A 20,658-nucleotide genomic window follows, 5' to 3' on the forward strand; every position below is an offset into this window, starting at 1 on the left:
TTCATCGGTGCAGCGTGCCGATCACCCACGATGGCGTCAAGCAGGATCGGGGCTGGGGACTTATGGCAAGTATCCGCGACCATACGCCACGAGCACCCCGACTCGACCAATCACGCCAAGACCGCCACAATGATCAGCTAAGCTCCTGAGTCCCCGCATGTCCGATACCCCGGCACTCCCTGCATGAAGCAAACCCCGAAGCACGAATCCCGGCACAGCGTTGGCCTGCGCGTGATCGCGATCTACGAGGTGGTCAAGACGGTTGGCCTGATCCTGGTGGCGATCGCGGCATTTCATCTGAACCGGACACAGAACTTCGAACATCTGGTGCACTGGCTCGAACATCTGTCCCTGGCCGACAGCAATGGCCTGCGCTGGAGGCTGGTCAACGTGCTGGAGGAGATGGGTCCCAGCAAGTTCGTCGCGATCGGCATCGTGGCGCTGGCCTATGCCGTGATCTTCGCCGTCGAAGGCGTCGGCCTGTGGCTGCGCAAGCCATGGGCGGAATGGTTCACGGTGATCACCACCGGCTCGCTGATCCCGCTCGAGATCTACGAGACATTGCACCACTTCGGCTGGCTCAAACTGGCCACCCTGGTGGGCAACGTGGTCATCATCATTTACCTGGTGCGCGTGGCCCTGCAATCGCGCAAGCCTCATACCTCGTGATGCACTGCTTCGGCCGGCAGTTCATCGCCGCGCCGCGGCATCAGTTCGACCAGGTACATCGCTGCCAGGATCAGGCCTCCGCCTACCAGCATCCGCCAAGTGAGCACATCACTGCCGAGCAGCACCGCGAACGCGGCGGCGAACACCGGCTCGGTGGTCATCACGATCGCGGCACGTGTCGCCGGCAGATGCGACTGCGCCCAGGTCTGCATCAGCATCGCACCGGCACCGGCGACCAAGGCCATGTACAGCACGGCAAACCATGCACTGCGATCAGGTGGCAGCGTCGGTCCGTGTGGTGCGGTAGCAAGCAGGCAGACCACGGCGATCGCCATCATCTGCACCGCCGACATGCCGAATGCCTCACCCTTGCGCGACCACTGACCGAGCCCGACGATATGCAGGCCGTACAGCGCGGCCGAAGCCAGCGTCAGCCACACGCCGAGATCGACCGAGACGCCATTGAGCGACAACAGCGCCAGTCCGGCGGTGGACAGCAGCACCGCCAACCACACCACGCCGGCCATGCGCTGGCGCAACAGCAGCATCGCCAGGATCGGCGTGAACACCACATACATGCCGGTGGCGAAACCGCTGACACTGGGCGCGATCAGGGACAGCCCCCAAGTCTGCAGCAGCTGCCCCGCACCGTAGATCACGCCGAGCAGCAGGCCGCGCATGACCTGCTTGCGGCCAAGCCGCCACACCGGCCGAGCAAACAACGCCAGCATCACCAGTGCAGCGATGGCAAAACGCACGGCCAGAAAATCCGCCACCGGCATGCGCGCGACCACGTCCTTGATCAGCACGAAGGTCGAACCCCATACCGCGGTCATCGCCAGCAGACCGATGGTCGCCAGGGTGGCAATCCGCCGTGAGGTCGTCACCGGCGCGACAGCAATCGCCACAGCTGGCCCGGGATCTGCAGCACGAAATGTGCCCAGATGCCCATCCACACTGCAACAGTCACCAGCGGGTTGCGCGCGGCCGGATCGTGCTTGCGGAACCAGCGCCACATGCCGCGGTGCTTGTGCCGACTGACGAACACCGGCCGGTGGCGGCTGGAACCACCCTTGCCGTGCAACACGCGGACATCGCCAGCCAGCAATACCTGGTAACCCAGGTCACGGACACGGCGGCACAGGTCGAGGTCCTCGCAGTGCAGGAAATACTTCTCGTCGAAACCGCCGAGCCGCTCGAACATGGCGCGTGGCAGCAGCATCACGGCACCCGACACCGCCTCGGCCTCGATCACTTCGGCGGGAATCTCCCCGTCGATGTTGACGCGCTCTCCGGCGCGCCCAAGCATACTGTTGAGTGCGCGATGCAACAGCGGATCGCGCCGCCACGAGGCTGGATCAGGATGGCCCTCGGCGTCGCATACCACCGCGCCGATCACGCCGGCCTTCGGCTTGCGGGCTAATACCGCTAGCAGCTGGCACAGTTCATTTTCCTGCAGCACACAATCGGGATTGAGCACCAGCAAGGCTTGCCCTCCGGCCTGCCTGGCAGCAAGGTTCACCGCCGGGCCGAAGCCGAGATTGCGATGGTTATAGACCACCTTCAGCCGCGCATCGTGCGCATACGCCCGCTCGATCGCCGAAGGCACGCCGTCATGGGAGGCGTTGTCGATCAGGATCAGCTCCAGCGACAGGCTGCTGCTCAACAGCTGGCGCACGCATTCGCGTAGCGCCGGGCCGCTGTCGGCGGATACCACGATCACACTGAGCGCCACCGAAAATGGCGAGCGAGGGTAGGCAGAAGTATCCATCGCGCAAGTATGCGCGGTGACACGCACTGGGAAAACAACCGGACACGAAATAATCGGAAAAATCCGCTACGCAAAATGGTCAGTCGGACCGAAATCAGTCCTCGTCGTCGTGACCCAAAACAGCCGACAGTGCCAGCGGCATCTCGCCATCACGCCTGAACAACCACGGCTGCTCGCGATACCAGCCACACAACTGCCAGCCACGCAGGTGATGTCGCTGATCACGCTCACGATCCCACAACACGATGCCGTGACCGTTGTCGGCGCGCAGCGCAAACCAGCGTCCACCCGGACTGAAACCGGCATCTGCGCCAACGCCATCGAGTCCACTGCCATCGGCAAAGCGATAACTGCCGTCGCGATGGATCGCGCCGCCACCACGCGGATCGATGAGCTCGGTCCCGGTCAATTGCCAGACCGGTGGTTGCAGCTCGATGATTTGCGCAATCGGGCCGATCGGTGCCAACGCCAGTTCGGGCCACTCGGCCGATGCCGACGAGATCGCCACCACCGGTGGGGACACACGGCGCAGATCCCGATCGAGCCATGCTTCCAGTCCAGCCAACAGCGTGTATCCCACCAGCGCACCAAGCAGTGCCGCACCCCACGCGAACGCATCACCGCCAAGCCCCCGCTGCAATGCGAACAACATACCAGGCATGCCCCAGCGCAGTCCTTGCCGACACAAGGATGCATGCTCGACAGCCAGCCGGTGCTGCAGCAACAGCAACGCCGCCACCAAGGTGAGCAGCAGCGGCAAACACAGCCACCACGGCAGCAGCGCCAGCAATGCAACCCAGGCCAGTCCCGGCAGCCAGATGTTCCATGTCGGCCAGCGGCGCCGAGCCATGGCTCAGCGCTTCATCGCGCGATGTGCGATCAGCCGCACCACACGCGGGCGTTGCGGAACATGCGCATCCACGGTGAGTCCTCACCCCAGCTGTCCGGATGCCAGCTCAGTTGCACGCTGCGGAACACGCGCTCGGGGTGCGGCATCATGATCGTCACGCGGCCATCGGCGGCGGTGAAGCCGGCCAAGCCACCCGGCGAGCCGTTGGTGTTGAGCGGGAAGTTCTCGGTTGGCTTGCCGCGGTTGTCGACGAAACGCACCGCACCGTTCGACTTGGACGGGCTGCACGCCTGCGGGAAGCTGACCCGGCCTTCGCCGTGCGCTACTGCCACCGGAATCCGCGAGCCGGCCATGCCCTTGAAGAACAGGCTCGGCGAATCGAGTACTTCCAGCGTGACCAGGCGCGATTCGTACTGCTCCGATGCGTTGCGCAGGAACTTCGGCCAGTGCTGCGCGCCGGGAATGATCTCCTTCAGCTGCGCCATCATCTGGCAGCCGTTGCATACGCCAAGTGCGAACTTCGTCGGATCGGCGAAGAACGCCGCGAACTGCTCACGCAGCATCTCGTTATACAGGATCGAAGTAGCCCAACCACGACCCGCACCAAGCACGTCGCCGTAGGAGAAACCGCCGCAGGCAGCGAAGCCACGGAAATCGGCCAGCTTGTAACGGCCGGTGGCCAGATCGGACATGTGCACATCGACCGCATCGAAACCGGCGCGGGTGAACGCGGCCGCCATCTCGGCCTGACCGTTGACGCCCTGCTCGCGCAGCACCGCAATGCGCGGACGCGCGCCGCTGTTGACAAGCGCCGCGGCCACGTCCTCGGCCGGATTGAAGCTGAGTTTCGGCGTGATGCCCGGATCGGCATCATCGAGCCGCCATTCCTGTTCGGCATCGGCGCTCTGCGGGTTGTCGCGCAGGCGCTGCATCGCGTGGCTGGTTTCGTTCCACGCCTTGAACAATGTGATCCAGTTCCACTTGAACAAGGTGTCGCCCGCGTGGAAAAGCTTGATGCCGAGCTTCTCCTTCGGCCGGCCGATACGGTAGCTGATGCCAGCCAAGCCATGCTTGACCAGCAACGCCTCGAACGCCTCGCGATTCGCTTCGGCCACCTGCATCACTGCACCGAGTTCCTCGTTGAACAGCGCGCGCAACGCGGCCTCGCCCCAGCCGTCCAGATGGATCTCCAGACCGCAGTGACCAGCGAATGCCATCTCCAGCAGGGTGGTGATGACGCCGCCATCGGAGCGGTCGTGATAAGCCAGCAACAGGCCGCCTGCATTTGCCTCCTGCACCAGTTCGAACAACGCCTTCAGCTGCTTGGCGTCATCCAGATCCGGCGGCACACCGCCGCTGCGGTTGAACACCTGGGTCAAGGCGGAGCCGCCGAGGCGATCGCGTCCAGCGCCAAGATCGATCAGCCAGAGCTCCGAGTTGCCGCGATCAAGCCGCAACTGCGGGGTAAGTGTGCGGCGTACGTCGGTGACACGGGCGAAGCCGGTGATCACCAGCGATACCGGCGATACCGTGCGCTGAGGCTTGCCGCCGTCCTCCCACACGGTCTGCATCGACAGCGAGTCCTTCCCGACCGGGATCGAGATGTCCAGTTGCGGGCACAGTTCCATGCCGATGGCTTTCACGGCATCGAACAATGCAGCGTCTTCGCCGGGATGATTCACCGCCGCCATCCAGTTCGCCGACAGCCGGATCTCGCCGAGGCTGGCAATCGGCGCCGCGGCGAGGTTGGTGATCGCCTCGCCGACTGCCAGGCGTGCCGCATCCGCGCTGTTGAGCAGTGCCACCGGCGCGCGCTCGGCCATCGCCATCGCTTCGCCAGCGTAGCCATTGAAATCGGCGATGGTCACCGCACAGTCGGCCACCGGCACCTGCCACGGACCGACCATCGGATCGCGATGATTCAGGCCGCCGACGGTGCGGTCGCCAATCGTGATCAGGAAATTCTTGCTGCCCACGGTGGGCAGACGCAACACGCGCAGCAACGCCTCGTCCATGCCGATGCCGGACAGATCCGGCAGCAGGTCGACGCGCGGCTTGATCCGCTTCGCATCGCGATGCATCCGCGGCGGCTTGCCGAACAGCACGTCCATCGGCAGGTCGATCACCGTCAGCTCGCGGCGCGGATCGGTCAGCAGCAGCCGACGCTCGACGGTGGCGTCGCCGACCACCGCATACGGGCAGCGCTCGCGCACGCACATCGCCTCGAACTCGGCCAGATTTTCCGGGCCTATAGCCAATACGTAGCGTTCCTGCGACTCGTTGCTCCACACCTGCATCGGCGACAGCGACGGGTCATCGCAGGGAAGCTTCGACAGGTCGATCACGCCACCGACGCCAGCGTCGTTGAGCAATTCGGGAATCGCGTTGGACAGGCCTCCCGCACCAACGTCATGCACGCTGACGATCGGATTGTTCTCGCCACGCGCGCAGCAGGCGTCGATGACTTCCTGGCAACGCCGTTCCATCTCGGCGTTGTCGCGCTGCACCGAGGCGAAATCGAATTCCTCACTCGACGCACCGGAAGCGACCGACGAGGCCGCGCCACCACCGAGGCCGATCAGCATCGCCGGACCACCGAGCACGATCACCTTGTTGCCCGGCTGCACCGCGCGTTTCAGCACATCGCCGGCACGCAGGTTGGCCAGGCCGCCCGCGAGCATGATCGGCTTGTCGTAGCCGCGGCGCAGGCCCGCTTCACCGGTCTCGTGCTCGTAGCTGCGGAAATAGCCGCCCAGACACGGGCGCCCGAATTCGTTGTTGAACGCGGCGGCACCCAGCGGGCCGTCGCGCATGATCTCGAATGCGCTGGCCATGCGTGGCGGCAGCGGGCGATTGACTTCCCACGGCTGCGGATGACCGGGGATGCGCAAGTCGGAGACCGAGAAACCGGTGAGGCCAGCCTTCGGCTTGCCGCCGCGGCCGGTCGCACCTTCGTCGCGGATCTCGCCGCCAGCACCAGTAGCCGCGCCCGGCCATGGCGCGATCGCGGTCGGGTGGTTGTGCGTCTCCACCTTGATCGCGAAATCGATGCGTTCCTCGTGGCCGCGCCACACGCCATCGGCCGGGTCGGCGAAGAAGCGCTTGCCAACGCTGCCCTCGATCACCGCGGCGTTGTCCGAATAGGCGGACAGGGTATGTGCCGGCGAATGCTGGTGGGTGTGCTTGATCATGCCGAACAGGCTCTTGTCCTGTTCCGCGCCGTCGACCGTCCAGCTGGCGTTGAACACCTTGTGCCGGCAATGCTCGGAATTCGCCTGCGCGAACATGAAGAGTTCGGCATCGGTCGGATCGCGGCCGAGTTCGGCGTAGCGCTCGACCAGGTACTCGATTTCGTCGTCGGCCAGTGCCAGACCCAGCCGTGCGTTCGCCTCGGCAAGTGCCGCACGCGGATCAGCGCCGAGCGCGACATGCACCAGATCGCCTGGCGATCCGGCCAGGAACAGCCCCTGTGCATCCTCGATGCGATCCAGCACCGACTGCGTCATCGCATCGTGCAGCACCGCCATGATTGCGGCGTGATCCGGCGCCTCGGCCGCTGGCAGACCGGCGACCTGCCAGGCCAGCCCGCGCTCGACCCGACGCACGTCGAAACCGGCGCCATGCAGGATGTCGGTGGCCTTGCTCGACCACGGCGAAATCGTGCCCAGTCGCGGCACCACCCACAGCGTGGCCGGCTCCGGCGCGGCATCCTTTGCTTCCAGCACGCTCAGCAGACGCTGGCGCAGCGCGCCTTCCGGCGTCGCATCGGCGTCGATGAAATAAACAAACCACGACGCCTGCACGCGCACGCCACGATGCAAGGCATCCAGGCGGGCATTGAGACGTTCGAGGCGGAACGGCGAGAGGGCGCTCTGCCCGTCGAGTGCGATCATGCGGGGAACGGCGCTATGCGATGGAAACGCCTATTCTAACTGATGCTGCACTACGGCATAAGCGTGGCCCGAAAGCCGCGCCAGAACGACCTCAGCTGCCCGCCTGCAACGCCTGCAGCAGTTGATCCGGGGTGACGTAACCGCCCAGCGTGCGGCCATCCGGGCCATAGATCGTGGGCGTACCCTCGACCCCCAGCTTCACGCCCAGGTTGAACTCGTCCTTGACCGGATTGGTGCAACTGGCCACCTTCGGCGCGTGACCTTCCTTCGCGGCGGTAAACGCGGCCTTGCGGTCATCGGCACACCACACGGACACCATCTCGGTATAGGTTGGCGTGGGTCGACCGGCAGTAGTGATCACGCCCTCGCGCGGCCACGCCAGATATTCCACTGCGATCCCGGCCTTGTTAAATGCGGCAATCTGTTCATGCAATGCACGGCAGAAACCGCAATTGACGTCGGTAAAAACGGTCACCGTGTACTTCGGATGCGGCGGCGCGAACACGATCCGCTCGGAAGCCGGCACCTTGGCCAGTTCAGCCTTGCGGAAGACAGCCCATGCAGCATCGTTGACATTCTCGTGTTTGCCCAGATCAATCAGATCGCCGTTCAGCAGGTACTTGCCGTCGGCACTGACATACACGATCTGGCCCGAGGCAATCACCTGGTAGAACCCCGGCAACGGCGCCGGCTCGATCGAATCAATCTCGGCTTTCGCCGACAGGGATTTGATCGCTTGCTGCACAATCTTTGCAGCGGCTGGCGTAACCGCCGGGCTATTGACTACGGTCGCGGCACTATCAGCAGCGCTGACATTTGACGCAAATCCGCCGACGCATAGCGCCAGCAACAATTTCTTCAACATCACCAACCTCATCAATCCGATCGGCAGGCACACGGCCGACACTGTTCGCTCATTCTCGCACAACCGGCTGAACCGCCCTCAGCCGCGCGGATGATGCTGTGCATGCAACCGTTTCAGGCCTTCCTTCGCCACCAGCGTATAGATCTGGGTGGTGCTGAGCGAGCTGTGGCCGAGCAACATCTGCAGCGCGCGCAAGTCGGCACCGTGATTCAACAGATGGGTGGCAAACGAATGCCGCAGCACATGTGGCGAGATGCGTTTCGAATTGATGCCGACCTTCACCGCGTAGCGCTTCACCAGTGTCCAGAACATCTGCCGGGTCATGCCCTCGCCACGCCGACTCAGGAATAACGCGGCCGGCTGGCGCCCTTTCGCCAGCTCCGGCCGTGCGCCGGCCAGATAGGCAGCGATATGTTCGAGCGCCACTTCGCCCACCGGCACCAGCCGATCCTTGCCGCCCTTGCCGGTGACTCGCAGCACACCCTGGCGCGTATTCAGCGCAGCCAGCGACAATTCGACCAATTCGGATACGCGCAGGCCTGATGCATACATCAGCTCCAGCATCGCGCGATCACGCAGGCCCAGAGTGGTGGTTACATCCGGGGCGTTGAGCAGGCCTTCGATCTCGCGCTCGGCCAACGCCTTGGGCAGGCTGCGCGGCATCTTCGGCCGCTCGATCAGCAAGGTCGGATCGGCAAAACCCGGCTCGTTGCGCGCGAGAAACGCGTAATAACGCCGGAACGCCGACTGCCGCCGCGCGAGCGAGCGGACCGCTACCGCTTGCGCACCGTGGTACGCGGAAATATCCTCGCGCCGCGCCGTGTGCAGGCTTTGGCCGCGGCCAGCCAGCCAGCTGGCAAGCGCTTCCAGATCGCATCGGTACGCCTCCAGCGTACGGTCGGCCAGACCGTCCTCCGACCACACCCGTTCCAGGAAACTGCTTATGCTCAGCCGATCGGCATCGGCGATACTGGTACGGCTTTCTTCCTTCTTCATGCGCACGATGCTGGGCATTGCGCGCGCACTACGCAAGCGATCAACAACCGATGCCGATCAACCTTGTCACCACCGACATCCCGTGCCCGCTGTGGCGTCGCCTGCTGGCACTGGTCTATGACCTGCTGATCGTGGTGGCGATCGTGATGGTGGTCGGCCTGCTGTGCCAGCTGGCCACCGGTGGCCAGCTGATCCACACCGGCGTCACCACGGCGATTCCGATCTGGTACCAGGCGCTGCAGGGTCTGGTCGTAACGGCGTATTTCATCAGCTCGTGGCGCCGGGGTGGCCAGACACTCGGCATGCGGCCGTGGCGCACCCGGGTGACGCGCGACGATGGCGGTACACCGTCGCTGCAGCAGGCGCTGATCCGCGTAATGGTGGCCGGGGCACCGCTGGTGCTGCTGATGCTGGCGCCGGTAATCGGGCTGCGCGCGACGCTTTGGACCGTGCTGATCGTTTGGGCTTGCTGGTTTGCGGTGGGGCTGTTCGATCCGCGCCGACGTGCCCTCCATGATCTTGCCGCGCATACCGAGGTCCGCCTGCTCGGCTGAGTTTCACATTTCGCTCAGCGTGTACCAGATTCAATCCCATGATGCCCAAACTTCGCACTGTCGAAAACCGCAATGATGCCGAACTGATCCGCGCCAACCGCAGCTTCTACGAATCGCTGTGGGCCGAGGCCAGACTGATCGGACCGGAGCGCTTCAACACCTGGCCGCTGGTACACGAACTGACGAGTACGGCGTCGCGCCGACTTGAAGTGGCCCCTGGCCTGCGCCCACGCCTGCCGCTGCATGGCACCTGCTTCGTCGACCTCAGCCATGCCGCCTTGCAATGCCTGCATGCGTGTGGCGCCGATGCGGTGCACGGCATGATCGGTGCGCTGCCCTGCCGGGATGCCAGTTTCGAGCTGATCTGCGCACTCGATATCCTGGAACACGTGGCCGACGACGACAGCGCGCTGGCCGAACTGGCACGGGTGGCGACGCCCGGCGCCACCGTGCTGCTGTCGGTACCCCTGCACCCGGAAGCGTGGACGGCATTCGATGATTTCGTCGGCCACTGCCGCCGCTATGAGCCGGCGCAGATCGTCGCCCGACTGGCGCAGCACGGCTTCACCATCGAGCACAGCGCGGTCTACGGCATGCAGCCGAAGTCCTCACGCCTGCTCGATATCGGCCAGTGGTATCTGACCCATCGACGCCAGCGCGCGATGTGGTGGTACAACCGGGTGTTCATGCCGCTCGGCCTGCACTTCCAGAAATCGCTGCAATGGCGCGCCGGACTTGGCGATACGCAGGGGGTCGACGAGGTGCTGCTGCACTGCCGTTATCGCCAAGTCACTGATTGATCTGGCACTAGCGTTTTGCGGCATCGCACCACACCGGGCTCAAACGGCGCTAAGATGGAAGCGTTTTCGTCCCCGGTCACCCTATTACGATGCTTTACCAAATCCACGAATGGCAGCGCGCCTTCCTCGGCCCGCTGAGCTACTTCGCGCAAGCCAACGCGAGCATGCTCAACGACAACAGCAGTCCGTTCGCGCAACTGCCGGGTTCCCAGCGCATGGCCGCCGGCTACGAACTGGTCCACCGGCTCGGTAAAGCTTACGAAAAGCCCGAATTCGACCTGCACACTGCCACCGCGCACGATCACGAGATCGCGGTGATCGAACGTGTCGCGCTGGCCAAGCCGTTCTGTCAGCTGAAGCGCTTCAAGCGCTTTAGTGACGATCAGGGCACGATCGAGAAGATGAAGACCGATCCGGTCGTGCTGGTGGTGGCGCCACTGTCCGGCCATCACTCCACGCTGCTGCGCGATACTGTGCGTACCCTGCTGCGCGACCACAAGGTCTACATCACCGACTGGGTCGACGCGCGCATGGTGCCCACGGCCGACGGCAGCTTCGGCCTGGATGATTACATCGCCTATGTCGAGGAATTCATCCGCCATATCGGCGCCAGCTCGCTGCATGTGATCTCGGTGTGCCAGCCAACCGTGCCGGTGCTGGCGGCGGTATCGCTAATGGCCGCGCGCGGTGAAGCCACCCCGCGCAGCCTGACCATGATGGGCGGCCCGATCGATCCGCGCTGCAGCCCCACCAGCGTCGACAACCTGGCCACCAACCAGCCGCTGTCGTGGTTCAAGGGCAACGTGATCCATACCGTGCCACCGAACTATCCCGGTCGCGGCCGGGAGGTCTATCCGGGCTTCCTGCAGCACGCCGGATTCATCGCAATGAATCCCAATCGGCACCTCAACTCGCACTGGGATTTCTACCAGGACCTGGTGCGCGGCGACCTCGATGATGCCGAATCGCACCGCAAGTTCTACGACGAATACAACGCCGTGCTCGACATGCCGGCCGAGTTCTATCTCGACACCATCGCAAAGGTTTTCCAGCAGTTCCTGCTGCCACGCGGGCTATGGGACGTCGCCGGCGAACGGGTGAACCCGGCCGCGATCAAGCAGAGTGCCCTGCTGACCATCGAGGGCGAGCTGGACGATATCTCCGGCCTTGGCCAGACCCAGGCCGCACATGACCTGTGCAGCAGCATTCCGGCCAAGCGACGCGAACACAAGGTCATCGAAGGCGCCGGGCACTACGGCATCTTCAGCGGCCGTCGCTGGCGCGAGACGGTCTACCCGCAGGTGCGCGACTTCATCCGCAAGTTCGATCGCCCAGCGCGCTGACTTCCCGCAAATCCGCCATGATTCCCCTGCCCCGCACGGGAAGTACGCAAAGCCATGCCTGACTACCAAGCCATCCTGGACGAGATCCGCGACGAGGTGCGGCCGCTGCTGCTGCAAGGCCGCGTGGCGGATTACATACCGCGCCTGGCCGGTGTGCCGCGCGAGAAATTCGGCATGGCGGTGGTCACGCTCGATGGTGGCCTCTACCAGACCGGCGATGCGGTCGAGTCGTTTTCGATACAAAGCATCTCCAAGGTATACACGCTGACCCTGGCGTTGCAGTCCATCGGCGATGAACTGTGGCAGCGCGTGGGCCGCGAGCCGTCCGGCAACGCCTTCAACTCGCTGGTTCAGCTGGAGCTGGAAAACGGCCTGCCGCGCAATCCCTTCATCAATGCGGGCGCGCTGGTCGTCGCCGATGTGGTGCTCGCCACGCGGGAAGATCCACGCGCGCAATTGCTGGCCACGATCCGCGGCTGCAGCGGCAATCCCGACATACGCGACGACCCGGAAGTCGCGCTATCCGAGAAGGCGAACGGTTTCCGTAATGCCGCGCTGGCCAATTTCATCCGCAGTTTCGGCAACCTCGAGCATGCGATCGACGATGTCCTGGATTTCTACTTCTACCAGTGTTCGCTGGCGATGAGTTGCGTGGACCTGGCGCGCGGATTCCTGTTCCTGGCCAATCAGGGCCGCTGCCCATGGAGCGGCGACCGCGTGCTTTCGCCTGACCAGGCCAAGCGCATCAATGCGCTGATGCTGACCTGCGGCACCTATGATGCGGCCGGCGATTTCGCCTACCACGTGGGTATACCGGGCAAGAGCGGCGTTGGCGGCGGCATCGTCGGAGTCATTCCGAACCAGCTGGCGGTGGCGGTGTGGTCACCGGCACTCAACGCCAAGGGCAATTCGCTGGCCGGCAGCGCCGCACTGGAACGCTTCACGGCCAAGACCGGCCTGTCGATCTTCTAGTCAGCAGCATCCCGCTGGATTTTGTTTGCACGCATAGCTACTAGCAGCTACTGGCAAACCTGCGCATCCTTCACCCACGAGGGCAACCCATGCAGCTGCCTTCAGCGGCTCGACGCCATCATGATCGGCTTCTTGGTGTTGCGGTGGGCGAGCCTGGTCGCGCCGTGTCTCGGATGAACTGCCGGATGAGCTGCGAGGTTGCGACGGGGACAGCTGACACCCCGATGCGGAGTACAGGCATTGCGCGCGACAGGCTCCGATTTGCCGCGGCGATGGTGGCGCTGCGGTGCCGGCATCGGTTCAGCCTCGGCATTTCCGATGGGCGACAACGCTGCCAAGACGCGGTGCGTCATGCTGGTGCCGGCGCCGCCGGCCTGGGCAACGAGGATCGCGGGGGTCTGGCGATTGTCAAAACCATCATCCAGCAACCGGGCCATCAGATTGTCGCGAGCTGCTGCGGTACGGCCGCCCATGACCACGGCGAACAGGCGCTGGCCATCCCTGACTGCGGTCGAGGCGAGGTTGAAGCCGGACGCATCGGTGAAGCCGGTTTTCAGCCCATCCATGCCCGGGTAGTGGTCCATCAGGTGGTTGTGACCACGCACGATCCGCCCACGGAATACAAATTCCTTGGTCGCGAAGTAGTGCGTGTCCTGCGGGAAGTCGTGGTACAGCGCCACCGCCAACTTTGCCATGTCGCGCGTTGTGGTCGAATCATCCGAGTTGGGCAGGCCGGTCGCATTACCGAAATGCGTGTCGGTCATGCCGATGCGTAGGGCTTGTGCATTCATCATGTCGACGAAGTGGCTTTCGGAGCCACCGAGGCCTTCAGCCACCACGGTCGCAGCGTCATTCGCTGATTTCGTGACCATGCCGAGGATGCAATCACTTACCGAGATTGTCTGGCCAGCGCGCAGACCCAGCTTGGTCGGCGCCTTATTCGCAGCCCAGGCCGAAACCGGCAACTGCTGATCGATCTTCAGCTGGCCGCTTTGCAGCTTCTGAAAGGTGAGGTAGAGCGTCATCATCTTGGCCAGCGAGGCCGGATGGTTCAGTTGATCGGGGTTGACCGCGCTCAGAACCTGCCCCGTCGCCGGATTGACGACGATGGCGGCGTAGCCTGCATGGGCCACGCCCATGAAGCTGCTGAGGCCAGCCAGGATCACCGCGGCGAACATTCCCCGGAGCCGGTGCAGCGACCGTCCTGGCTTTATGAACTTGATAGCCAACCTGTCACCCCGTTCCTGAACTGAAATATCGCTGCACGTGGGCGCGACCATAATGCATAGTCGCCGGAATATCCATAGGTAATGCACGAACTTCCCTTATCAACCACATGTTTTCAAATAGATTGTTAGATTTGTGTATTTCACGTTACTTTAGGTGTGGATGTACTTGTCGCGACGAATATCCTTGACTGGCATGAGCAGTGCGGCGCTTTCGTTATCCGCCAATCCCAAGCACAGTCGCCAGCTGAGGCGGCTTTCAACAAGCCAGCCGCTACAATGGGCGGATGTCTCTTATCCAACTGCAACGCGTCGACTTCAGTATCGGCGGTCCTCTCCTGCTCGAACACGTTGATCTGTCGATCGAAACGAACGAGCGTGTATGCATCGTCGGCCGTAACGGCGAAGGCAAATCCACCCTGATGAAGCTGATCGACGGCGAGCTGCATGCCGACGATGGCGAAGTGCGGGTACAGAACGGCGTGGTGATCGCACGCATGGCGCAGGAGGTGCCGCAGGACACAGCCGGCAACGTGTTCGACGTGGTCTCCGAAGGTTTGGGCGATCTCGGCCACCTGCTGGCGCGTTACCACCACCTGCTGCATGAACTGCACACCCAGGCCGATTTCGACGCACTGGGCGAAGTGCAGACACAGATCGAGGCGCAGCATGGCTGGGATCTGGATCGCCGGGTCACCGAGGTGCTGACCAAGCTGGAGCTGCCTGCCGAAACCGATTTCGCCGCGCTGTCCGGCGGCATGAAACGCCGCGTGCTGCTGGCGCAGGCGCTGGTGCGCAAGCCCGATGTATTGCTTCTCGACGAGCCCACCAACCACCTGGACATCGAGGCGATCGGCTGGCTGGAGAACTTCCTCAAGCAATTCGCCGGCAGCATCATCTTCGTCACCCATGACCGCAGCTTTCTGCGCGCACTGGCCACCCGCATCGTCGAGATCGACCGCGGCTCGTTGACCGACTGGCCGGGCGACTACGACAACTACCTGCGTCGGCGCGAGGAACGGCTGCACGCCGAGTCGCAGGCAAACGCGTTGTTCGACAAGAAGCTGGCGCAGGAAGAAGTGTGGATCCGCCAGGGCATCAAGGCCCGGCGCACCCGCAACGAAGGCCGCGTGCGCGCGCTGAAGGCGCTGCGCAACGAGCGTGCCGAGCGGCGCAATCTCGGCGGCAACGCCAGGATGACGTTGGCCACGGCACAGGCGTCGGGCAAGAAGGTGATCGACCTCAAGCACGTCCATCAGGCCTACGGCGGCCGCGTGCTGATCGATGACCTGTCGACCACCATCATGCGCGGCGACCGCATCGGCATCATCGGCCCCAACGGCGCGGGCAAGAGCACCCTGCTCAAGATCATGCTGGGCGAACTGCAGCCGCAGCGCGGCGAAGCGGAAATGGGCACCAGCATCCAGGTCGCCTACTTCGACCAGCACCGCCTGCAGCTCAACAACGAACTCAATGCGCTGGACAACGTGGCCGAAGGCCGCGAGTTCATCGAGCTCAACGGGCAGCGCAAGCACATCGTGGGTTACCTGCAGGACTTCCTGTTCTCGCCCGAACGCGCCCGCGCACCGATCACCCGCCTCTCCGGCGGCGAACGCAACCGCCTGCTGCTGGCCAAGCTGTTTGCGCAGCCGTCCAACCTGCTGGTGATGGATGAGCCGACCAACGACCTCGACGTCGAAACACTCGAACTGCTGGAAGAGCTGCTGACCGACTACCAGGGCACCCTGCTGCTGGTCTCGCACGATCGTGCCTTCCTCGACAACGTGGTCTCCAGCACCCTCGTGCTGGAAGGCAATGGTCAGATCGGCGAATACATCGGCGGCTACACCGACTGGCTGCGTCAGCGACCGAACGCCGCCACGGCGGTTGCTGCAGCGGCAGCCAAGCCGGGGCTGACCCGCAACGAGCCCGTACCGGCAGCGGCGACACCCAAACGCAAGCTGAGCTTCAAGGACCAACGCGAACTCGAACAACTGCCCGTACGCATCGAGCAACTCGAAACTGCGATCGCGGCACACGGCGAAGCGATGACCGCACCGGAATTCTTCAAGCAGGACAGCGCGACCATCACCAAGGCGAATGAAGCCGTGGCAAAACTGCAGGCGGAACTGGAAGTCGCCTATGCACGCTGGTCGGAACTGGACGCTTGAATGGTTGAGCAGTGCGCTGCTCAACCGGTGTTCTGCAAGCCTTGTGACACACCGTTGACGCAGGCGACCAGCGCCTGCAGCAGCGCATCATCCGCGCCATCACCGGCGCGCCAGCGCTGCAACAGGTCGACCTGCATGAGGCTCATCGGATCGACATAGGGGTTGCGCAGTCGGATCGACGACGCAAGACGTGGGTCGCCCTGCAGCAGGGCGCTGCTCTTCTTGAGCTGCAGCAGCCAATGCCGGGTGCGTTCGAACTCGCTGCGGATCAGGCCGAAGAACTCGTCATGCAGTGAGCCGGACAGTTTCGAGAACGCCTCGGCGATATCCAGGTCGCACTTGGCCAGCACCATCTCGACGTCATCCAGCAGGTTGCTGAAGAACGGCCAGTCATGCGCCATCTCGACCAGCGCAGCCTCGCCGAACTCGGCCACACCACGCTCCAGCGCCGTGCCGAGCCCATACCAACCGGTGATGATCGAGCGGCACTGGGTCCAGGCGAATACCCACGGGATCGCCCGCAGATCCTGTACGCCACGCATGCTGCGACGACTGGCCGGACGCGACCCCAGGGTCATCCGCTCAATCACGTCGATCGGCGTGGCATGCCGGAAATATTCGACAAAGTGTTCGCGATCGACGAACTCGCGGTATGCGCGCCGGCTGCTCGCTGACAACTGATCCATCAGTTCGCGCCAATACTCCTCGCGTGGCTCGATCTCGCGTGGACGCAGGCTGGCACGCAACACCGCGCCGACGGTCTGCTCCAGGTTGCGCAGCGCCAGTGCACGGATGCCGTACTTGCGATGGATCACCTCGCCCTGCTCAGTCACCCGCAATACGCCGGCCACCGCACCGCGCGGCGACGACATAAGCGCCGGTGTGATGCGCGCACCGCCGCGGCTGGCCGAGCCACCGCGACCATGGAAGAACGCCAGCTGGATGCCTGCTTCGTTGGCCACCTCGAGCAATTCCACCTGGGCGCGCTGCAGGCCCCAGCGTGAAGCCAGCGTGCCGCCGTCCTTGCCGCTGTCGGAATAGCCGAGCATTACCCACTGCTGATTGTTACGTGCGGCCAGATGCTGCCGGTAGACCGGGTCAGCGAGCAGCGCAAGCAGGGTGGCTGGCGCGTTTTTCAGGTCGTCGACGGTCTCGAACAATGGCGCGATGTTGAGAGGCACGCTGTCGTTCTCGACCAGGCCGCCGTAACGCGCCAGCGCCAGAACCGCGAGCACATCGGCGGCCGAACGCGCCATGCTGATGATGTACAGACCAACGGCCTCTCTGCCATAACGGCGACGTGCATCACCCAGGGTGGCGAACACGTCGTAGAGCGACGTGACCACGTCAGCATGGCTGATCGGGAAACGCGCGCTGCCGCTGGCGTAGTCGCGCAGTTGATGCGTCCGTTCGTCGGGTGCGAGCTGCGGCCATGTCGCGTTGTCCAGCAGCGCCGCCAGCGCATCGTCGTGCACGCGTGAATCCTGCCGTACGTCCAGCCGCGCCAGATGCAGGCCGAACGTGCGCACACGACGGATCAACCGCTGCACCGCATAAGCGCCAGCATGCAGGCCGTGATGATCGACCAGGCTCCCGGCTATCAGCTGCAAGTCGTCGAGCAATTCGGTCGCCGTCGTATAGCCTTCCGGATGGCTGTCTTCAAGGGTGGCTTCGAGGCGTGCGCCGATCACCGTAAGCAGGCTGCGATAAGGCATGTCGGCATGGCGCGGACGCACTTTTTTGGCGGCCACGGGAAAGCGCGTGCGGTAATCGTCCAGGCGCTGCTGCAGGCGCGCATCGATGGCCACACGGCCTTCGGTCTGGCTGAGCAGGCGAGCCAGTGAGGCGACGTCGGACACGTAATGCTCGATCACATGCGTGCGCTGGGTCGCCAGGCTGGCGGCGATGGTGTCCGCGCCAACGTTCGGATTGCCGTCCATGTCACCACCGACCCAGGTGGCGAAGCCGAGCAACTGCGGCAGTTTCGCGGCCACGCCGTAAACCGTCTGCAGCGCCTCGGCCAGCGATTCGTACAGCGCTGGCACAATGCGATAGATCGGGTTGGCCAGATAGAAACCCACATGGTGGTGTTCGTCCTGCACGGTGGGCCGTACTGGCGAGGCCTCGGCGGTCTGCCAGCCGGAGGACAGCGCCATGTAGATGCGGTCGTCGTCCTCTTTGCGTTCCTGCGGCGTACGGTCCTGGTCGAAACCGTCGATCAGCGAGCGCACGATCGCCTGCTCTTTTTCCAGCAGCGAACGGCGCATCGCCTCGGTCGGGTGCGCGGTGAACACCGGCTCGATCCACAGCCGGTCCAACCAACCCAGCAGCTCGTCCGCGCCGACACCTTGCGCCTTCAGCCGACCCAACACATCGAGCAGCGATTCCGGCTGCGGTGCGCTGCCCTCGCGCTGGTAATCGCGGCGCCGGCGGATGCGGTGCACCCGTTCGGCGGTATTCACCGCCTGGAAATAAGTGGCGAATGCGCGCGCCAGCGCTTCGGCATCTTCGGCGCCCAAGCCGGCCAATGAATCGGCCAGTTCGTCCACCGAAGCGCCTTCGCGGCGCCGCCGGATCGCCGCGGTGCGCACCTGTTCGACCCGATCGAAGAAAGCTTCACCGCCCTGCTCGGCCAGCATGCGCCCGACCATCGCGCCAAGCCGGCTGACATCCTCGCGCAGCGGGCCGTCGTGCGACAGGAATTCGGATTCGCGGCTTTCTTCCACGCGGTGACTCCAGTGCTTGGGTGAACGGCCAGCCTACCTAATTCGGACACAGGAGGCATCAAACGGCATCTCCCGCTACAATGACAGGCTTGTACTGCCCGCCGAGGGGCGCTGCGACCGTTCGACTGCGGGTCCATCCGTAGTCATAGACGGCCAGGCTCGGCGCGGCACGTTCCACAACGGCGCCCGGTTGATTTGTATGCGAGTCCTTAGAGCCTCGCACTAACCGGAGACATCCATGAACGCCGTTACTAAAGAAACGAACCACGACTACAAGGTTGCCGACCTCTCGCTCGCCGATTGGGGCCGCAAGGAACTGGACATCGCCGAGCACGAGATGCCGGGCCTGATGTCGATCCGCAAGAAGCACGCCGCCACCCTGCCGCTGAAGGGTGTGCGCGTGACCGGTTCGCTGCACATGACGATCCAGACCGCCGTGCTGATCGAGACGCTGAAGGACATCGGCGCCGACGTGCGCTGGGCCTCTTGCAACATCTTCTCGACCCAGGACCACGCCGCCGCCGCGATCGCCGCCACCGGCACGCCGGTATTTGCCTGGAAGGGCGAGACGCTGGAGGAATACTGGGACTGCACGATGGACGCGCTGTCCTTCCCCGATGGCAAGGGCGGCTTCCTTGGCCCGCAGCTGGTCGTCGACGATGGCGGTGACGTCACGTTGCTGATCCACAAGGGCTACGAGCTGGAGAACGGCTCGAAGTGGGTCGACGAGAAGGCTTCCTCGCACGAGGAGCAGGTCATCAAGAACCTGCTCAAGCGCGTGCATGCCGAGCGTCCGGGTTACTGGCACACCGTGGTCAAGGACTGGAAGGGCGTCTCCGAAGAGACCACCACCGGCGTGCATCGCCTGTACCAGCTGGCCGAAGCCGGCTCGCTGCTGATCCCGGCGATCAACGTCAACGACTCGGTCACCAAGTCGAAGTTCGACAACCTGTACGGCTGCCGCGAGTCGCTGGCCGACGGCCTGAAGCGCGCGATGGACGTGATGCTGGCCGGCAAGGTCGCCGTGGTCTGCGGCTACGGTGACGTCGGCAAGGGTTGCGCCCATAGCTTGCGTGCCTACGGTTCGCGCGTGGTGGTCACCGAGATCGATCCGATCAACGCGCTGCAGGCGGCGATGGAAGGCTTCGAGGTCAACACCGTCGAGAGCACGTTGGGCCGTGGCGACATCTATGTCACCACCACCGGCAACAAGGACGTGCTGACGCTTGAACATCTGAAGTCGATGAAGGATCAGGCGATCGTCTGCAACATTGGTCACTTCGACAACGAGATCCAGGTCGATGCACTTAACGCGATGGCCGGCGTGACGAAGATCAACATCAAGCCACAGGTCGACAAGTACGTGTTCGCCGATGGCCGTGCGATCTTCCTGCTCGCCGAAGGCCGCCTGGTGAACCTTGGCTGCGCTACCGGCCATCCGAGCTTCGTGATGTCCAACTCGTTCTCGAACCAGACGCTGGCACAGATCGACCTGTGGGCGAACAAGGACAAGTACGAACCGAAGGTCTACATCCTGCCGAAGAAGCTCGACGAGGAAGTCGCGCGCCTGCACCTGGAGAAGATCGGCGTGAAGCTGACCACGCTCACCAAGGAGCAGGCCGGCTACCTCGGCGTGCCGGTGGAAGGCCCGTACAAGCCGGATCATTACCGCTACTGATCCCGAGGTCTGGCAAGGCACCGCCACTCGTGTGAACTCAAGAAAGGCCGCAATGCAAATTGCGGCCTTTTCTTTAGGGATCTTGCCACTTTTAGGGATCTTGCCACTCGCTTTGCTCCCTCCCGTGCTGGCAGAGGGCATGGA

Annotated in this window: 15 protein-coding genes and 1 riboswitch; of the genes, 7 read left to right on the forward strand and 8 right to left on the reverse strand. The window is 63.8% G+C overall.

The window, feature by feature from the left end; genetic code table 11:
• Positions 1-183 precede the first annotated feature (183 nt).
• Positions 184-669 (forward strand): DUF2127 domain-containing protein, encoded by a 486-nt coding sequence (locus GSQ75_RS02715; protein ID WP_158752980.1) that lies wholly within the window; start codon positions 184-186, stop codon positions 667-669.
• Here GSQ75_RS02715 and GSQ75_RS02720 read toward each other — a convergent pair.
• From GSQ75_RS02720 to xerD, 6 genes are all read right to left on the reverse strand, one after another.
• The gene (locus GSQ75_RS02720; RefSeq protein ID WP_256369776.1) at positions 657-1,577 is read right to left on the reverse strand and encodes a DMT family transporter; all 921 of its coding nucleotides are present in this window, start codon (positions 1,575-1,577) and stop codon (positions 657-659) included. The genes GSQ75_RS02715 and GSQ75_RS02720 overlap by 13 nt on opposite strands.
• Positions 1,553-2,440, reverse strand: coding sequence for a glycosyltransferase family 2 protein (locus GSQ75_RS02725; RefSeq protein ID WP_158752981.1), 888 nt, complete (start codon positions 2,438-2,440; stop codon positions 1,553-1,555). The genes GSQ75_RS02720 and GSQ75_RS02725 overlap by 25 nt, the downstream gene beginning before the upstream one ends.
• A gap of 94 nt (positions 2,441-2,534) precedes the next feature.
• A complete protein-coding gene (locus tag GSQ75_RS02730) occupies positions 2,535-3,290 on the reverse strand; it encodes a hypothetical protein (RefSeq protein ID WP_158752982.1) in 756 nt (251 codons plus the stop codon).
• Between the two features lie 29 nt (positions 3,291-3,319).
• Positions 3,320-7,183 carry a phosphoribosylformylglycinamidine synthase gene (gene purL, locus GSQ75_RS02735; protein ID WP_158752983.1) on the reverse strand — a complete coding sequence of 1,288 codons (3,864 nt, stop codon included), beginning with the start codon at positions 7,181-7,183 and terminating at the stop codon, positions 3,320-3,322.
• A gap of 91 nt (positions 7,184-7,274) precedes the next feature.
• Positions 7,275-8,048: a thioredoxin fold domain-containing protein gene (locus tag GSQ75_RS02740; protein WP_158752984.1), complete on the reverse strand. Its 774-nt coding sequence runs from the start codon at positions 8,046-8,048 to the stop codon at positions 7,275-7,277.
• Between the two features lie 78 nt (positions 8,049-8,126).
• Positions 8,127-9,044: a site-specific tyrosine recombinase XerD gene (gene xerD, locus GSQ75_RS02745; RefSeq protein ID WP_158752985.1), complete on the reverse strand. Its 918-nt coding sequence runs from the start codon at positions 9,042-9,044 to the stop codon at positions 8,127-8,129.
• A 50-nt stretch (positions 9,045-9,094) separates the two neighbouring features.
• Between xerD and GSQ75_RS02750 the strand changes: the two genes are divergently transcribed.
• The 4 genes from GSQ75_RS02750 to GSQ75_RS02765 all read left to right on the forward strand — a co-directional run bounded on the left by GSQ75_RS02750 (position 9,095) and on the right by GSQ75_RS02765 (position 12,713).
• Complete coding sequence (locus GSQ75_RS02750) at positions 9,095-9,598, forward strand: RDD family protein (protein WP_158752986.1); 504 nt, start codon at positions 9,095-9,097, stop codon at positions 9,596-9,598.
• 41 nt (positions 9,599-9,639) lie between these two features.
• Complete coding sequence (locus tag GSQ75_RS02755; protein ID WP_158753880.1) at positions 9,640-10,398, forward strand: methyltransferase domain-containing protein; 759 nt, start codon at positions 9,640-9,642, stop codon at positions 10,396-10,398.
• An 89-nt stretch (positions 10,399-10,487) separates the two neighbouring features.
• The gene (gene phaZ / locus GSQ75_RS02760; RefSeq protein WP_158752987.1) at positions 10,488-11,741 is read left to right on the forward strand and encodes a polyhydroxyalkanoate depolymerase; all 1,254 of its coding nucleotides are present in this window, start codon (positions 10,488-10,490) and stop codon (positions 11,739-11,741) included.
• A 54-nt stretch (positions 11,742-11,795) separates the two neighbouring features.
• Positions 11,796-12,713 carry a glutaminase gene (locus GSQ75_RS02765; protein ID WP_158752988.1) on the forward strand — a complete coding sequence of 306 codons (918 nt, stop codon included), beginning with the start codon at positions 11,796-11,798 and terminating at the stop codon, positions 12,711-12,713.
• Positions 12,714-12,814: 101 nt separating this feature from the next.
• Here the strand turns inward: GSQ75_RS02765 and GSQ75_RS02770 are convergent, their stop codons facing one another.
• Positions 12,815-13,993, reverse strand: a complete 1,179-nt coding sequence (locus GSQ75_RS02770) for a D-alanyl-D-alanine carboxypeptidase family protein (protein WP_158752989.1) — start codon at positions 13,991-13,993, stop codon at positions 12,815-12,817.
• A 233-nt stretch (positions 13,994-14,226) separates the two neighbouring features.
• On the opposite strand from GSQ75_RS02770, the gene GSQ75_RS02775 reads away from it, so the two are divergent.
• On the forward strand, positions 14,227-16,110 hold the full coding sequence (locus tag GSQ75_RS02775; protein WP_158752990.1) for an ATP-binding cassette domain-containing protein: 1,884 nt from the start codon (positions 14,227-14,229) through the stop codon (positions 16,108-16,110).
• Between the two features lie 20 nt (positions 16,111-16,130).
• Here GSQ75_RS02775 and ppc read toward each other — a convergent pair whose 3' ends face one another.
• Entirely contained in the window at positions 16,131-18,836 is a 2,706-nt protein-coding gene (gene ppc, locus GSQ75_RS02780; protein ID WP_158752991.1) for a phosphoenolpyruvate carboxylase, read from the reverse strand.
• A gap of 97 nt (positions 18,837-18,933) precedes the next feature.
• A riboswitch (S-adenosyl-L-homocysteine riboswitch) is annotated at positions 18,934-19,031 on the forward strand.
• A gap of 43 nt (positions 19,032-19,074) precedes the next feature.
• Here ppc and ahcY point away from each other — a divergent pair.
• On the forward strand, positions 19,075-20,514 hold the full coding sequence (gene ahcY / locus GSQ75_RS02785; protein ID WP_158752992.1) for an adenosylhomocysteinase: 1,440 nt from the start codon (positions 19,075-19,077) through the stop codon (positions 20,512-20,514).
• Positions 20,515-20,658 lie beyond the last annotated feature (144 nt).

Source organism: Dyella sp. S184 (genome assembly GCF_009766065.1).
GTDB lineage: Bacteria > Pseudomonadota > Gammaproteobacteria > Xanthomonadales > Rhodanobacteraceae > Rhodanobacter.